This window comes from Streptomyces sp. NPDC048361 (assembly GCF_040651795.1).
Taxonomy (GTDB): domain Bacteria; phylum Actinomycetota; class Actinomycetes; order Streptomycetales; family Streptomycetaceae; genus Streptomyces.
Genome location: NZ_JBEZKW010000028.1, coordinates 79,928 through 93,993 on the forward strand (window position 1 = coordinate 79,928; position 14,066 = coordinate 93,993).

Consider the following 14,066-nt stretch of genomic DNA (forward strand, 5'->3'; position numbering starts at 1 on the left):
CCATGACCATGGAGTTCGCCCGTCCCATCCGCCCGCGGTCGCACATCCCGGCCGAGCCCGGAAAGCCGTACTTCATCGAGAGGGGCATGGGAGACCGCGCCCACCTCTTCACCGATCTGGTCACCGTCTACGCGGGCGGCGAGCAGACCGAGAACACCTTCAACTTCTTCACCGTCGAGGGCCCCAAGGGCGACGTGATCCCGGCCCATCTCCACTCGGACACGTACGAGGTCTTCTACATCACCGACGGCGCGGTACGGCTGTTCGTCGAGGACCTGGAGGGCGAGCAGCACGAAAGGCTGCTCACGGTCGGCGACTTCGGATTCGTGCCGAAGAACTGCCCGCACGCGTACCGCATCGAACGCCACCACAGCCGGGTCGTCGGCGTGGCTGCCGGCCCTGGCGGCACCTTCGAGCGGTTCTTCGAGAACCTCGGCGCCCCGACCGAGGAACTCGGCCTCCCGCCTGAGCCATATGTGCCCGGACCGCACAAGTTCGCCGCCGTGCCGCAACGGTACGACGTGCGCTTCCTGCCCGGACACCAGTGGCGCACCGGGAGCTGATCCCGTGCCGCGGCGCCCCGGGCGGCCGATGCGCAGAACTCCACAGCCCGTCAAGTCACCGTCCCGCGATGGTAGTTGAGTGACCCGGTTCCCAGGGGCAGGCCCTACAGTGTCGCGAACAGCCTGCGCAGGGTGCGGGCCGATGGGGAGCCCGGGGAGCCCGGGGAGCCCGTGATCAGGCGACTTCCTGGTCGTCCGCGGGGACCAGGAGAATGTCGCACTTCAGCCGAACACTGCCTGCCGTCGGACGGTCGACGGTCCTGACGCGGTGGCCGGGCGCGTGGACCGGCCGGGTCTCCCAAAGGTGCCGGAACTCCTCGCTGCCGACGTGCAGTTCGGCGAGCAGGGCGGCGAGCCGGTCGTCGTGCGGGTAGCGGTCGGCGGCCCGTCGCAGCCGTGCCACCACCATGTGCCCGAACTCCTCGATGCCGGAGCTCAGTGGGACCGGGTCACTGACCTGGAGCACCGGCCCGAACGTGCGTGAGCCGACCGGGTGACCGCGCATGAACCGACCGGGTGAATGTGTGGCGCGCCGCGCGTGAGCGCACCACGGATGGTGTCGAAGCTGGGGCCTCTCCCCACCCACTTCGACGCCTCACCAGGAGGTGCGCACCTCCGTGCGCCGATTCCTCAAAGCCGCATGCGCTGCCCTGGCTTCGGCGGTCTGCCTGACCGCCCTCGTCCCCGCCGCTTCCGCAGCGACCTCCACACCACGGGACACCGCCGGCGGAGCGTCCCCGACGCGGCCGGCCGCGCCACTCGTCAGGCTGGGGGCCGTCACCTTCGGCGCGGCCCTGCTCGGCTCACTGTCCGACCCCGAACGCTCCCCGGCGGGGGCCAACGACTTCGGCTGCAGGCCGGCCGCCGCCCACCCCTACCCGGTCGTTCTGGTCCACGGCACCTTCGAGAACGCCTACGACAACTGGAGCGGACTCGCGCCGCTGCTCAAAAACGCCGGCTACTGCGTCTTCGCCCTCAACTACGGCGAGACCAAACCGCATGCCCCGATGAAGGCCGTCGGCCCCATCCATGACTCGGCGCGTCAACTGGCCGTCTACGTCGACAAGGTGCTCGCCGCCACCGGCGCGAAGAAGGTCGACCTCGTGGGCCACTCCCAGGGCGGCGGACTCATGCCCCAGTGGTACCTGCGCTTCGACGGCGGCGCCGCCAAGGTTCACCAACTGGTCGGCATCAACCCCAGCAGCCACGGCACCACCGTGCTCGGCCTGGCCCACCTCGCCGACACCGTCCTGGACGTGGCGGGACGCGCCGGCAAGCCGCTCGGCCTGGACAGCCCCGCCGCCAAGGAACAGACCGTCGGCTCCCAGGTGCTGCGGCAGCTCTACGCAAAGGGCGACACCGAACCCGGCGTGACCTACACCAACATCGTCACCAAGGTTGACGAGGTCGTCACCCCGTATACGCACCAGTTCCTCACCGCCGGACCCGGCGCCACCGTCCACAACATCCTGCTCCAGAGCGTGTGCCTGCTAGAACTCACCGGCCACCTGGGCAGCCCGTACGACCCGAACGTCCACCAACTGGTCCTGAACGCCCTCGACCCCGCCCGCGCCACCCCCGTCCACTGCGCCCTCGTGACGGCTCCGCTGTAGCTCAACTCCTCTCGTACCGCAGGGTCGTGGGCAGACCACTGCTCTATGCGGGCCTGTCCACGAGAACGGGATCGGTCGCCCCCTCGCCCCATCCCGTCGCCCCATCCACCCACCCCGTCGTCAGGAGCGCGCGAGGCGGGCCGCGAGATAGGGCGCGGTGGCGCTGCGGCGGGCCTTTGCCACCTTGACCGGCGGGCCTGCCGCGACCACCCGCCCGCCGGCGTCGCCACCGCCCGGTCCGAGGTCGATGACCCAGTCGGCGGTGGCGATCGTGTCCAGGTCGTGTTCGACGAGGACGACCGTGTTGCCGGCGTCGACGAGCCGGTGCAGTTGTCGCAGCAGCAGCGCGATGTCCGAGGGATGCAGCCCCGCCGTCGGCTCGTCGAGCAGGTAGAGCGCGTGCCCGCGGCGGGCTCGCTGCAACTCGGTGGCCAGTTTGATGCGTTGCGCCTCACCGCCGCTGAGCTCTGTGGCGGGCTGTCCGAGACGCAGGTACCCCAGGCCCACCTCGCGCAGCGTCTCCAGACTGCGGGAGGCGGCCGGGACGGCGGACAGGAACGTGGCGGCGGCATCGACGGAGAGCGCCAACACGTCCGCGATGTTCTTGCCGCGGTAGGTGACGTCCAGCGTTTCGGCGTTGTACCGGGCGCCCTTGCAGGTCGGGCACGGCGCGTACGTACCGGGCAGGAACAGCAGCTCCACGGCGACGAAGCCTTCGCCCTGGCAGGTCTCGCACCGGCCTTCGGGCACGTTGAAGGAGAACCGGCCGGCCGAGTAACCACGCGCCCTGGCCTCGTCCGTCGCCGCGTACAGCTTGCGCACCGCGTCGAACATGCCCGTGTACGTCGCCAGGTTGGACCGGGGTGTGCGGCCGATGGGCCGCTGGTCGACCAGGACCAGCCGGTCGAACGACTCCAGTCCCGACGCGTCCTCGATGTCGACCTGCAGCTGCGCCTCGCCGGGCGCCCCGGGCTCCCGCGGATCCCGCGAATCCCGCGCATCCTCGGATACGAGTCCGAGGTGGCCGCGGACGACCTCGGCGAGTACCTGCGTCACCAGCGTCGACTTTCCGGAACCGGACACGCCCGTCACAGCCGTCAGCACGCAGAGCGGCACGTCGACGGTCACATCGCGCAGATTGTGCCGGGATACGCCGCGCAGGCGCAGCCAGCCGTTCGGTGTGCGCGGGCGATGGTCGAGCGGCTGGGCGGACCCGAACAGGTACTGGCCCGTGGCCGACTCACCGACCCGCTCAAGCCCGGCGACCGGGCCGCTGTACAGCACGCGTCCGCCGCCCACGCCCGCGCCGGGCCCGATGTCGACGATCCAGTCCGCCCTCCGTACGACGTCCATGTCGTGCTCCACGACGAACAGCGAGTTGCCCGCCGCTTTGAGGCGGTCCAGTACGTCGAGGAGCGGTTCCGCGTCGGCCGGGTGCAGGCCCGCGGAGGGCTCGTCGAGAACGTAGACGACGCCGAAGAGCCCTGAACGCAGCTGGGTGGCGATCCGCAGGCGTTGCGCCTCGCCGGGCGACAGGGTCGTCGAGCGGCGTCCGAGGCCGAGGTATCCGAGGCCCAGGTCGAGGAGTACGTCGATGCGCGCGACCAGATCGCCGCAGATCCGGACCGCGACCTCGGTCGTCTCTCCGGAGCGGGCGGTCGACGTGGTGGCGTCGGCTCTGGACCGCCCCGCGACGGGCCGCAGCAGCGCCGCGACCTCGGTGAGCGGCAGCGTGTTGATCTCGGCGATGGAACGTCCGGCGAAGGTCACGGCGAGCGCCTCGGGCCGCAGTCCGCTGCCGTGGCACTCGGGGCAGGGCACGCTCCTGACGAACCGGAGCGCCCGTTCGCGCATCTTCTCGCTCTTGGAGTCGGCCAGGACGTGCATGACGTGCTTGCGGGCGCTCCAGAATGTGCCCTGATAGCCGTAGTCGACGCGGTCCTCCTCCGGCTCGATGTACACGGAGGGCTGCTCGTCGGTGTACAGCAGCCAGTCCCGGTCCTTCTTGCTGAGCCTGCGCCACGGTCGGTCGATGTCGATCCCGAGACCGTTCACGACACTGCGCAGGTTGGCACCCTGCCAGGCCCCCGGCCAGGCGGCGATCGCGCCCTCGCGGATGCTCAGCGAGGGGTCGGGGACGAGCAGGTCCTCGGCGACGTCGTGCACGACGCCGAGGCCGTGGCACTGCGGGCACGCGCCGGCCGCGGTGTTGGGTGAGAACGACTCGGCTTCCAGCCGTGCGGCCCGGCGCGGATAGGTACCGGCGCGGGAGTACAGCATGCGCAGCAGATTGGACAGCGTGGTGAGGGTGCCGACCGTCGAGCGCGAGCTGGGGGAGCCGCGTCGCTGTTGCAGGGCGACGGCGGGTGGTAGTCCGGTGATGTCCTGCACATGCGGTGCGCCGACCTGTTGCAGCAGCCTTCGGGCGTACGGTGCCACGGACTCGAAGTACCGGCGCTGGGCCTCGGCGTAGAGCGTGCCGAACGCGAGCGAGGACTTGCCCGAGCCGGAGACGCCGGTGAAGGCGACCATCGCGTCCCGCGGAACGTCGACATCGATGTTCCGCAGGTTGTTCTCACTGGCGCCCCGGACCTGCACGAAGGTGTCGCTCGCGTCCTTGCTCACCTTTCCTGACTACCTCATCGCGCCAGGAACCGCGCGACAGGCGCCGTCATCGGACACGCTCACGCCGTCGCCTCGATGTCCTCTGGCCCCTCATCCAGGACGAGCGCCGCATCGATGGCAGCCTCCCGCCCCGCCCCGGGAGACAGTATCCGCATGACGGTCAGGCGGGATTAACGGGCGTGACGGGCAGTAACGGGCGTGACAGGCGTGACGAGTGCCTTCCGAGGTACTCACTGACGCCGATCCGGCCCCGCAACGAGCCGGCAGCCGCGCCGGGTCCGTCATGCGCTCGGCTTCGCCGCCGGTCGCCGCCAGCACACGAGCACGCGCGCGATAACCCCCACCGACCATCCCGGCCGGTCGTCGAAGGTCTGGCGCCAGGTGCCTGACCGATGGTCCGGGGTGTCTGCACGCAGGCGCTCGATCATGGACTCGACGGGTTCGACGACGGTCACTGAGGCGCCGCGCGCGACGATCTGACGCGTGAACTTCCCTGTCCCGGCGCCGAGTTCAAGAATGCGCCGCCCGGATGTGACACCGACGTCGGCCGCGAAGGCCTCGACGGCCCGGGCGGGGTAGTCGGGACGGGCGGTGGCGTAGATGTCCGCGTTGGACGGTAGCCCTCGGCGGAGAGGTGGATGGTCGTGTCGTTCTCCTGGTCAGCGCGGGCAGGTCTGGACATCCGACCGGTCAGCCGGGGGGACGCATGGCCCACCGAATGGCGCGGGTCATCCCATGGCCTCCCAGCCGTACGACCGTCTCCTCCACCACCGGGACGTGCGGCAGCAGCAGCGCGCGGCGCGCCCAGCCAGGAAGCAGCCCGACGGCGTTCGCGGCGAGGACTCCGTACGCCGGGCGGGCCGCCCAGGGCAGCGGCGGGGTGAGCAGCAGGAAGCGCCCCGCCTCCCGGGCGGCCGGGGTGGCGCGCAGTTCGGGACGGTAGCCATCCAGGCGGCGGCGCAGCCCGGGCAGGTCGGCGGGTGCCTCGTCGGCTCCGAGGGCACGGGCGACCCGCACGACCTCGGCGACGTACTGATCGCATCCCGCCTCGTCCAACGGCCGGGCCCCGAAACGTTGATGGGCGCCGAGGAAGCAGTACGCCTCGGCGGTGTGCACCCAGGTGAGCAGGTGCGGGTCGTCGGCGCGGTAGGGACGTCCGTCGGGGGCGGTGCCGCGGATTCGGGCGTGCACGGCGCGCACCTGGTCCACCGCGTGCTGGGCGTGCTCCTCGGTGCCGAAGGTGGTAACGGCGAGGAAGGTGCTGGTGCGCTGGAGGCGGCCCCAGGGGTCGCCCTTGTAGCCGGAGTGACCGGCTACGGCGGCCATGGCCAGCGGGTGCAGGGACTGCAGGAGCAGGGCCGCGATGCCGCCTATGAACATGGAGGCGTCGCCGTGCACGGTCCGCACGGGAGAGTCGGGGGCGAACCAGCGGGGGCCGGGCGTGTCGTGGATGCGGGCTCGGTTGGCTGGTCCGTCCGGCCCCGCCACGCGCGAGAAGAGGGCGGATCCGAGTCGCGTACGCACCGTATCCACGAGCATGCGGCCATTATCGCGCGCTGGAGCAGGGCGGCGGCCGTCCTGGGAAAACTGGCGCACAAGACGCGCACCGTACGGGTGGTCGGGCCTGGGCAGAGCTCGAAGAAGTCGGCAGATTCCCTCCTGCGAATCGAGTCGTCCCTGCCCGGGCCGTTGCGCGGGCCGGCGCGACGCGACACCTCGGTGCGATGATCACAGTTCCCATGCTTCGGGGTGAACGGGCCTGTTCCCAGCTCGACTTGGCGTGCAGCGATTCGCTACGAAGATCCCTCCGAGTGGCAGATTTCCAGAGGGGTGCCGATGCGCGCAGGAGCCAGAATCATGACGGTGGGGGCCGCCCTGCCGGCCTCCCTCGTCATCTCGCCCGCCTGGGCAGCAGTGGGGGCTTCGGGTGAGGAGCCGTGTCGGATCGACGCCGACGCGGCTGTCATCCGTCTCCATCCGTCGAAGACGGCCGCGCAGGCCGCGATCGCATATCGCGACCGGAAGTGCCGCTTCCATGGATACACACGCGACGTTGTCGGGGCGCCCATCACCATGACGGGCTCCGGTGTGGACAGGGGGGTGGGCCGCCCACTGCTGTCCGCCGCCAAGGAGCAGCCCGGCCCGATCGGCCCCTGATGCCTACCGCGCGCCTGCTCCTCGCCATGGCGGCGACCCTGGCCTGCACCGGCTGCGTCTCGGTCGCCCCCACCCCCGCTCCGCCGCCGAAGGTTCCGGGGACCGAGGGAGCCCTTTCCGCGACCGTGGTCCCCGGGGCGTGGCCCGACCCGGTACAGGTGCCGGCCCGCGGAAATCTCGAACCGGCCTACGGCCCAGGCCCGGGGCCGACCGCCCCCAGCTCCAGGCCAACCGACCAGCCCGCCATGAAGCGGCCGCCACACGAGGCAACGGGCGAACACCCCGGGGCCGCCCCACGCCCCGCCGACCACGACCATACGGGCGCCCATCACGCCTCCCCCAAGCCTCACCAGCCTCACCGCCCCCGCTCCAAGCCTGGCTACGACGCGCGATTCGTCTGCTCCTGGGCACAGGGAACCGGCATCGACCCGTCCGTCGTGCAAGCCTGCCGCCAACAGCTCGGCCACTGACGCGGCACCGGCAGGGCCCCTCGGGCGTCCTTCACCATCGATACGAGATCGCGATGGGCGTCCAGGATGCCATCGAGATTCAGACATGACTCTTTCCTTGGGATCCGGTGGCGCCGATGAGCGAAGATCCGACTGGGCTCGGTCAGTCGATACCCTCGACAATGCGGAAGTCGCGCTCGACGCCGTCGGAGAGGGCGACCAGTGCCTCCTGGTAGGCCGCACTCTCGCGGGCCGCGACGGCTTGGTCGAAGCTGTCGAATTCGATCAGGATGGTGCGCTCGGCGATTCCGGCCTCGTATGCGGCGACCCGACCGCCACGGGCGAGGAGCCGGCCACCCCCGAGCCGGACGGCCGGACCAGCGAGCTTGTTGTAGGCAGCCAACTTCTCAGGGTCGGTAATGGAGCGGTAGACGCTGACCCAGTAGCCCTTGGGCATGGAACCTCCAGGGTGGGGATGAGTGCATCCGACTTGCGGGTTGGTCTCGTTGAGCGTTTTCCGTCGGGGGTGAGCGGCTCGATGCGCGGCATCATGACACCCCCTGCTTCGAAGTTCGAATCACTATGATACTTCGAGAACCGAAGCGCAAGGAGTGTGTGTATGGAAGCCAGAGTTCCACGTCCGGGTCTGCCAGTGCGGGGGTCCGAATCGGGTCGTCCAGTGATGGCCGCATTCGACCTGCTCGGACGGCGTTGGACGATGCGGATCCTGTGGGAACTGAGTCAGGCTCCGGCCGGTTTCCGTGAGTTGCAGCGCCGATGCGAGCGCATGTCCTCCAGCGTGCTCAGTACCCGGATCGAGGAACTGTCCGGCGCCCGCCTGCTCGCCCTGGACGGCGATGGCTACCGCCTCACCCAGCTCGGTGAGGATCTTGTCGAGGCGCTGAAACCGCTGGACGCCTGGAGTCGACGGTGGGCCGAGGAGACGGGACCCGAGACGGCAGCGGGGTCGGAATGATCGCCGCGTGGCTGGCCTGATCACGTCAGCGGTGCCGTCCTGGACAGTTCCCTCAGCGGCGTCTTGAGTGCGAAGTATCGACGGTGTCCGCTGCGCCGATCCCGGCACCCATCCCCCGGCACCGATACGAGACTTCAGGCAGCCGGAGTCGCGTGCCGACGGTTGGCCGCCACGATGAGGGCGCCGATGACGGCCAACGCCATCAGAACGGTGGCGAAGATGGTGGCGCCGCTGGTCAAGCCAACCGCGTCACTGAGGTAGCCCGCGGACACCGGCAGGACTCCGGCCAGTGCGTAGCCGCCGACGTTGAGCGCGGCATTGGCCTCGGCGAGGCGTTGGGAGGGAACAGCGGAGTTGAGCAGGGAGAGGCCGCCCAGTTGACCCATGCCCTGGCCTGCGCCGGCCAGCAGGGCGGACGCGACGAGGGCGGGAACCGAGGAGGTGTGCACGGCCAGGATGAGGGTGGCCATGCTGAGCGTGGTGCTCGCGGCCCCCACGGTCAGGATGGCGAGGCGGGACAGCTTCTGGACGGCGAACTGCACGCCGGTGGCGGTGAGGAACATGACGAAGGCCATCGCTCCGGCGACCACGCGACTGGTGGTCCCCAACAGTGCGGAGAGCAGGGAAGGGCCCAGCGAGAGAACGAACGACGTGGCTGTGATGCCGGGTGCGAACACCACGACGCCCAGGGAGAGTTGAGCGCCGTTGCCCCGCGGCACGCCGGGGACCCGTACCCAGCCGCCCCGGGCGGGCACCACGGCGCGTCGCGCGGGAAGGGGCATGCGTACGACGGTCACCACGGCGGTCAGCAGCAGGGCGGCCTCAACAATGAAGACCGTCGCAGTGGGAGCGGGCAGCGTCTCCGACAGAACGCCGGCCAGGAAGGGGCCGAGCCCCGCACCGAACACCATGGCGCAGGAGGCCAGAAGGGCGGCGCGGTGCTTGCGTTCCTGACCCGCGACGTCGGTGACGGCGGCCATGCCGGCCGAGACGAACGCTCCGACGGCGATGCCCGTGAAGAGCCGGGCCATGACCAGCGCGGTGACGGATGACGCGGTGGCGAAGATCCCGCATGCCACCAATGCGAGCGCGAGGGCGGGCAGCAGGACGGGTTTGCGGCCGACACGGTCGGACGCCACGCCCGAGACCAACAGCGATCCGAGCAGGCCGACGATATAGAACGCGAAGATCACCGTCAGAGTGCCCTTGGAGAAGCCGACGTCGCGCTGCCACAGCACGTACAGCGGGGTCGCCGCGTTGGACAGGACGAAGACGGCGGCAACCGGCCAGGCGGCCAGCCAGATCCGCCAGGCGGGGGGCAGCGGGGCCGCCAGGGCCCTGCCGCGGGCCGCCCGGGCCCTGCGGCTGGTTCGCATCGACCGCCCCAAGTCGTCACTCACCCATCACTTCAAGGCCTTGCGCGAGGCAGGCATCACCCGGCAACGGCAGTACGGCCTCGAACGCCGCAGCCACGTACGCGCCGATGACCTCAACCACCGCTATCCCGGACTACTGGACCTCGTCACGGCTTGGACCCCCGACTCGCAATAGCCGTTTTCCGCACCGGAGTTGGCCCGTCTGGGTGCCGTCCGAAGTCCCCCTGCGACCGACCCGCCCCAGGCCAGGGGGACAACGACGGCGTACCGCCTGCCAATTGAGCTGCAGCCGGCCTATGGCGAGAGGTCGGTGCCTTGGTCATGAGAGCCGTCCGGGATCGGATATTCGGTGTTCTGGCCGCCCCATGAGGACACAAAATGGCGCGCATGACCTTGGCCACCCCCCTACTGCACACCGCCCGCCTGCGGCTGCGCCCCTTCACCGACGCCGACGCGGATCCCCTCTTCTCGCTGCACAGCAACGCCTATGTGCTGCGCTACTGGGACTCCCCGCCGTGGATCGAACCCGCCCGCGCAGGGCGGTTCATCACGATGTGCCGGACGATGGCGGACGAAGGCACCGGAGCGCGGGTGGCCATCGACCGTGCGTCTGACGGGGCCTTCGTCGGTTGGTGCGGTCTGACCGGATGGAACCCCGATCACCGCAGCGCGTCACTGGGGTATGTCCTCGACCCTGCGATGTGGGGCCACGGCTACGCGACGGAGGCCGCACACGCTCTGCTGCGATGGGCGTTCGACACACTGGACCTGAATCGCGTGCAGGCCGAGACCGATACGCGCAACGTGGCATCGGCCCGGGTCCTGGAGAAGATCGGATTCATGCGGGAGGGGACGCTGCGGGAGGACTGCATCGTGAACGGCGAGGTTTCCGACTCGTGGGTGTTCGGGTTGATCAAGCGCGAATGGCGTCCATGAAGGCGTCGCGCCAGGCCGGCAGAGCCGCCGTGAGGCAGCGGACGTGTGCGCGGTGCATGCTCCGTACAGCCGCATCCGTACACAGCGTCATCCCACGCGCCCCGGCCCGCATCTGCCCGTGCGCCTTCACGGCAGACGAAGAGCCGGCTCCAACGCCTCGAGCCGGCTCCGTCGTACCTTCCAATACCGCCAGTAGCGGCAGTACCGCCAGTACCGCGAGGTTCAGACTTCTCCCCGCCACGCGCCTGTCTCGCGGCCGCGGTCCTCGATGAACTCCTTGAACCGCTTCAGGTCCCCGGTGATCCGGTGCTTGACGATCCCGAGCTTGTCCGCCGCGTTCTCCGCCAGGCCCTCAGGCTCGTAGTCGAGCTGCAGCATCACCTTCGTCTTCGTGTCGCTGATGCGGTGGAACGTGACCACACCCGCCTGCCGGACCTCACCGCCCAGGGTGGTCCAGGCAACCCGCTCATCCGGGATCTGCTCGGTGACCTCCGCCTCGAACTCCCGGGTGACACCGCCGATCTTCGTCACCCAGTGCGTCATCCTGTCCGTACGCTGCTCGATCCGCTCCACGCCCTCCATGAAGTGTGGAAACGACTCGAACTGCGTCCACTGGTCGTACGCGGTACGTACCGGGACCTCGACCTCGACAGACTCCTCAACCTTCGACACAGCACACTCCTTCGGTTGGGTCGGCGAGCCGGACAGGAACCGTCCGGCCCAGAGTCCCCGCATGCCCGCCTTCCCGCAGCCAACACCCCAGCAACCTCGTAGGGGCCGAATCTGAGGCAAGGTGCGGGGCGGGGCAGTCCAGCACTCGTCAGAGGGGGTGTCCGGCCACAGCACCGGCGCCGCGAGCGATACGACTCGTGTACAAGTCGTGTACGGGCCGGAGGCACGGCACAGTGGAGGTATGTGTGGCCGTTACGTCTCCACCCGCAGCCCCCAGGATCTGGTCCAGCTCTTCCAGGTCACCGCCTTCCCTCCTCCGGAGGCACTGGCCCCGAGCTGGAATGTCGCCCCGACCGACGACGTATGGGCGGTCCTGGAGCGCACTCCGCGCACGGCGGACGCGTCCGCGCCGGCTGAGCGACAACTCCGGGCCCTGCGCTGGGGCTTGGTGCCGTCATGGGCGAAGGACATGAAGATTGGCGCACGGATGATCAACGCCCGGGTGGAGACGGTCCACGACAAGCCAGCGTTCCGTAGGGCGTTCAGCCGCCGCCGCTGCCTGCTGCCCGCCGACGGCTTCTACGAATGGCAGCAGACCGAGGACCCCGCCACCGGCAAGGCCCGCAAGCAGCCGTACTTCATCCATCCGGAAGACGACCAGGTGATGGCGCTCGCCGGACTGTACGAGTACTGGCGCGACCCGACGGTGCAACAGGACGACGACCCGGCCGCCTGGCTCCTCACGTGCACCATCATCACCACCGAAGCCACCGACACGGCAGGCCGGGTCCACCCCCGTATGCCGCTCGCACTCACCGCGAACCACTACGACGCGTGGCTCGACCCGGACCGCCAAGACGTTGACGAGCTGCACGCCCTGCTCGGCCGGCCGGCCGATGGCCACCTCGATACTCGTCCCGTTGCCACGACCGTCAACGACGTACGCAACAACGGTCCCCAACTCGTCGCCCCGCTCACCGCCTAGTCCAGGCGTCGAGACACAGGCACGGGCACCGGCCTTCCGCATCACGGGTTGCGGGCAGGGTCGGCCGCTTGGCGAGTGTCGGCAGTATGGATGGGGGCCTGCCGGGCACCGCCGGGACTACCGGTGCCGGCCTGCGGGGCCTGTGCGTGGGAGAGCATCGAGCGCTGCTTGGGCGGTCTCGGCTTCCGTCCGGGCTGCCTGCGCCTGGTGGCCGGCCTGCTGGTGGCGGCGGGTCGCGGCGTCCGCCGCAGTGGCGCGGCGGCTGCGTTCCTCGTGTGCGGTCTTGAGCTGTTCCTGCAGATGCGCGATCTGCTGATCGAGCGCTTCGAGCCGTGAGAGTTCCTGTGCCAGGTCCTTCTCGGCGGAAGCGAGCTCTTCCTCGGCTTCCCGATACGCCTGCGAGGCGCGCGCGACCTCCGCGCGGGCCCGCTTCTCCGCTACGACGTCCGCCTGTGAAGGTCCGTGAGCTGGGGCCGCCTGTGCCGTGGGGGCTGCTGCGGGGGTGCGCTTCTTCTGTGGCTGGGGCGCGGCGCCGGGCGCCGGTTCCAAGCCCGCGAATCCGACGGCCGGCGGTGGTGCACTGGTCAGGACACCCGCCGCCCATGCCTGGGCCGTGTCCGGGTCGGCAAGGACCGTGTGGAGGATCTTCTCGACGCTGTGCTGGACGTCCTCGGAGACGGGCTGGCCTGCTTCTCCGGCCAGCTCGCGGGCTCGGCGAGCCATGGCGGCGACCACCTCGTGCCGCTGATGCGACAACTCCCGCAACTCCTTGCCAGCCAACGTCCTGTGCGCCTCACGCAGGGCTTGCCCCAGCTCCAGCAGCCGCCGCGCCTGGTCCGCGTCGGAGCGCGCCAGGAGATCCGCGGCCCACACCGCGAGAGAGGGCCTACGCAGGGCCTTGATCTGCTTGGCGGCCGCACTGTCCCCCGCCGAACGGGCGTGGGCCGCGTGGGCATCCCGGGCCGCGGTGAATTCGTCCGGCCTCAGCCCGTACAGCTCCCGCATGATCGCATCCACATCAACCCCATCAGCCACACCCCCTACTGTTCCGCACCAGCCCCACACCCGCGCTCGCGACCCGCGAGCTTGGGCCCGGATGGCCCGGATGGCCCGGATGGCCCCTGATGACGGGCTCAGGCCAGGGTTCATCTGGGTCGGGCGCGCAGGGCGCGTCGGGGCTGGGCGCGCAGGGCTCGTCGGGCTAAGGGCGCGTCGGGCAGGGCTCCGGAAGGGTCTGATGGAATGGGCGCATGCGCACGACAGCCGGTGATCAATGAGCGTGGCCCCGTCACCAGAATGCATAAGCGCGCCCATCGGGGGCAGGCGAGGCCTTTAACGGATGCGGTCTTTGGTTAGGGGAGGTTGTCGACATGGCAGCGACGCATGTGGCGGTAGGCGAGCTGACGGACCGGTCGACGGCGACCCGGTCGACGGACCGACCCGCGGAGCCTGGAGTGCTGGAACTTCCCTGGGTCGAGGACGCGGGGAAGGTGGCGCCGAAGGACGCCCGTGAGCTGTCGAAGGTGTTCTTCGAGCGGCTCCAGGTGCTCGAAGAGGGCACCGCTGAATACCAGTACGCGCGCAACACGCTCATCGAGATGAACCTGTCGCTGGTGCGATTCGCGGCCGGCCGCTTCCGTAACCGGGGCAGCGGCGAGATGGAAGACGTGATCCAGGTCGGCACGATCGGCCTGATCAAGGCGATCGACCGGTT

At 69.9% G+C, this 14,066-nt stretch carries 14 protein-coding genes and 2 pseudogenes; 8 read left to right on the forward strand and 8 right to left on the reverse strand.

The window, feature by feature from the left end; translation table 11 throughout:
* Positions 1 to 2 precede the first annotated feature (2 nt).
* Positions 3 to 563, forward strand: a complete 561-nt coding sequence (locus AB0D31_RS18215) for a quercetin 2,3-dioxygenase (protein WP_362723708.1) — start codon at positions 3 to 5, stop codon at positions 561 to 563.
* A gap of 104 nt (positions 564 to 667) precedes the next feature.
* Here AB0D31_RS18215 and AB0D31_RS18220 read toward each other — a convergent pair.
* A pseudogene (locus tag AB0D31_RS18220) lies at positions 668 to 987 on the reverse strand (transcriptional regulator); the annotation flags it as partial.
* Positions 988 to 1,180: 193 nt separating this feature from the next.
* Between AB0D31_RS18220 and AB0D31_RS18225 the strand changes: the two are divergent.
* Complete coding sequence (locus tag AB0D31_RS18225; RefSeq protein WP_362723711.1) at positions 1,181 to 2,176, forward strand: alpha/beta fold hydrolase; 996 nt, start codon at positions 1,181 to 1,183, stop codon at positions 2,174 to 2,176.
* A gap of 120 nt (positions 2,177 to 2,296) precedes the next feature.
* On the opposite strand, the gene uvrA is transcribed toward AB0D31_RS18225, so the two are convergent.
* From uvrA to AB0D31_RS18240, 3 genes are all read right to left on the reverse strand, one after another.
* On the reverse strand, positions 2,297 to 4,801 hold the full coding sequence (gene uvrA / locus AB0D31_RS18230; protein ID WP_362723714.1) for an excinuclease ABC subunit UvrA: 2,505 nt from the start codon (positions 4,799 to 4,801) through the stop codon (positions 2,297 to 2,299).
* Between the two features lie 281 nt (positions 4,802 to 5,082).
* Positions 5,083 to 5,403: a methyltransferase domain-containing protein gene (locus AB0D31_RS18235; RefSeq protein ID WP_362723755.1), complete on the reverse strand. Its 321-nt coding sequence runs from the start codon at positions 5,401 to 5,403 to the stop codon at positions 5,083 to 5,085.
* 88 nt (positions 5,404 to 5,491) lie between these two features.
* Positions 5,492 to 6,340: an oxygenase MpaB family protein gene (locus tag AB0D31_RS18240; protein ID WP_362723717.1), complete on the reverse strand. Its 849-nt coding sequence runs from the start codon at positions 6,338 to 6,340 to the stop codon at positions 5,492 to 5,494.
* A gap of 318 nt (positions 6,341 to 6,658) precedes the next feature.
* On the opposite strand from AB0D31_RS18240, the gene AB0D31_RS18245 reads away from it, so the two are divergent.
* Complete coding sequence (locus AB0D31_RS18245) at positions 6,659 to 6,958, forward strand: hypothetical protein (RefSeq protein WP_362723720.1); 300 nt, start codon at positions 6,659 to 6,661, stop codon at positions 6,956 to 6,958.
* A 612-nt stretch (positions 6,959 to 7,570) separates the two neighbouring features.
* Here AB0D31_RS18245 and AB0D31_RS18250 read toward each other — a convergent pair.
* Positions 7,571 to 7,864: a DUF1330 domain-containing protein gene (locus tag AB0D31_RS18250; RefSeq protein WP_362723722.1), complete on the reverse strand. Its 294-nt coding sequence runs from the start codon at positions 7,862 to 7,864 to the stop codon at positions 7,571 to 7,573.
* 162 nt (positions 7,865 to 8,026) lie between these two features.
* Between AB0D31_RS18250 and AB0D31_RS18255 the strand changes: the two genes are divergently transcribed.
* Entirely contained in the window at positions 8,027 to 8,383 is a 357-nt protein-coding gene (locus AB0D31_RS18255; RefSeq protein ID WP_362723725.1) for a helix-turn-helix domain-containing protein, read from the forward strand.
* Between the two features lie 134 nt (positions 8,384 to 8,517).
* Here the strand turns inward: AB0D31_RS18255 and AB0D31_RS18260 are convergent, their stop codons facing one another.
* Positions 8,518 to 9,717: an MFS transporter gene (locus AB0D31_RS18260; RefSeq protein WP_362723758.1), complete on the reverse strand. Its 1,200-nt coding sequence runs from the start codon at positions 9,715 to 9,717 to the stop codon at positions 8,518 to 8,520.
* 26 nt (positions 9,718 to 9,743) lie between these two features.
* Here AB0D31_RS18260 and AB0D31_RS18265 point away from each other — a divergent pair.
* Positions 9,744 to 9,934, forward strand: a pseudogene (locus AB0D31_RS18265) (helix-turn-helix domain-containing protein); the annotation flags it as partial.
* Positions 9,935 to 10,146: 212 nt separating this feature from the next.
* Entirely contained in the window at positions 10,147 to 10,695 is a 549-nt protein-coding gene (locus AB0D31_RS18270; RefSeq protein ID WP_362723728.1) for a GNAT family protein, read from the forward strand.
* Positions 10,696 to 10,917: 222 nt separating this feature from the next.
* Here AB0D31_RS18270 and AB0D31_RS18275 read toward each other — a convergent pair whose 3' ends face one another.
* Positions 10,918 to 11,367, reverse strand: a complete 450-nt coding sequence (locus AB0D31_RS18275; RefSeq protein WP_362723730.1) for an SRPBCC family protein — start codon at positions 11,365 to 11,367, stop codon at positions 10,918 to 10,920.
* Between the two features lie 241 nt (positions 11,368 to 11,608).
* Here AB0D31_RS18275 and AB0D31_RS18280 point away from each other — a divergent pair, with 241 nt between their 5' ends.
* Positions 11,609 to 12,352: an SOS response-associated peptidase gene (locus AB0D31_RS18280; protein WP_362723733.1), complete on the forward strand. Its 744-nt coding sequence runs from the start codon at positions 11,609 to 11,611 to the stop codon at positions 12,350 to 12,352.
* A gap of 117 nt (positions 12,353 to 12,469) precedes the next feature.
* Here AB0D31_RS18280 and AB0D31_RS18285 read toward each other — a convergent pair whose 3' ends face one another.
* Positions 12,470 to 13,387 (reverse strand): hypothetical protein, encoded by a 918-nt coding sequence (locus tag AB0D31_RS18285; RefSeq protein ID WP_362723736.1) that lies wholly within the window; start codon positions 13,385 to 13,387, stop codon positions 12,470 to 12,472.
* A 335-nt stretch (positions 13,388 to 13,722) separates the two neighbouring features.
* Here AB0D31_RS18285 and AB0D31_RS18290 point away from each other — a divergent pair.
* The coding region (locus tag AB0D31_RS18290; RefSeq protein ID WP_362723738.1) for a sigma factor at positions 13,723 to 14,066 on the forward strand (344 nt) is incomplete at its 3' end.

Bases quoted from the DNA above. Each gene is read 5' to 3' on its own strand.
- AB0D31_RS18215 (WP_362723708.1), top strand. From the start codon at position 3: ATGACCATGGAGTTCGCCCGTCCCATCCGCCCGCGGTCGCACATCCCG.
- AB0D31_RS18240 (WP_362723717.1), bottom strand. From the start codon at position 6,340: ATGCTCGTGGATACGGTGCGTACGCGACTCGGATCCGCCCTCTTCTCG.
- AB0D31_RS18245 (WP_362723720.1), top strand. From the start codon at position 6,659: ATGACGGTGGGGGCCGCCCTGCCGGCCTCCCTCGTCATCTCGCCCGCC.
- AB0D31_RS18250 (WP_362723722.1), bottom strand. From the start codon at position 7,864: ATGCCCAAGGGCTACTGGGTCAGCGTCTACCGCTCCATTACCGACCCT.
- AB0D31_RS18255 (WP_362723725.1), top strand. From the start codon at position 8,027: ATGGAAGCCAGAGTTCCACGTCCGGGTCTGCCAGTGCGGGGGTCCGAA.
- AB0D31_RS18270 (WP_362723728.1), top strand. From the start codon at position 10,147: ATGACCTTGGCCACCCCCCTACTGCACACCGCCCGCCTGCGGCTGCGC.
- AB0D31_RS18280 (WP_362723733.1), top strand. From the start codon at position 11,609: ATGTGTGGCCGTTACGTCTCCACCCGCAGCCCCCAGGATCTGGTCCAG.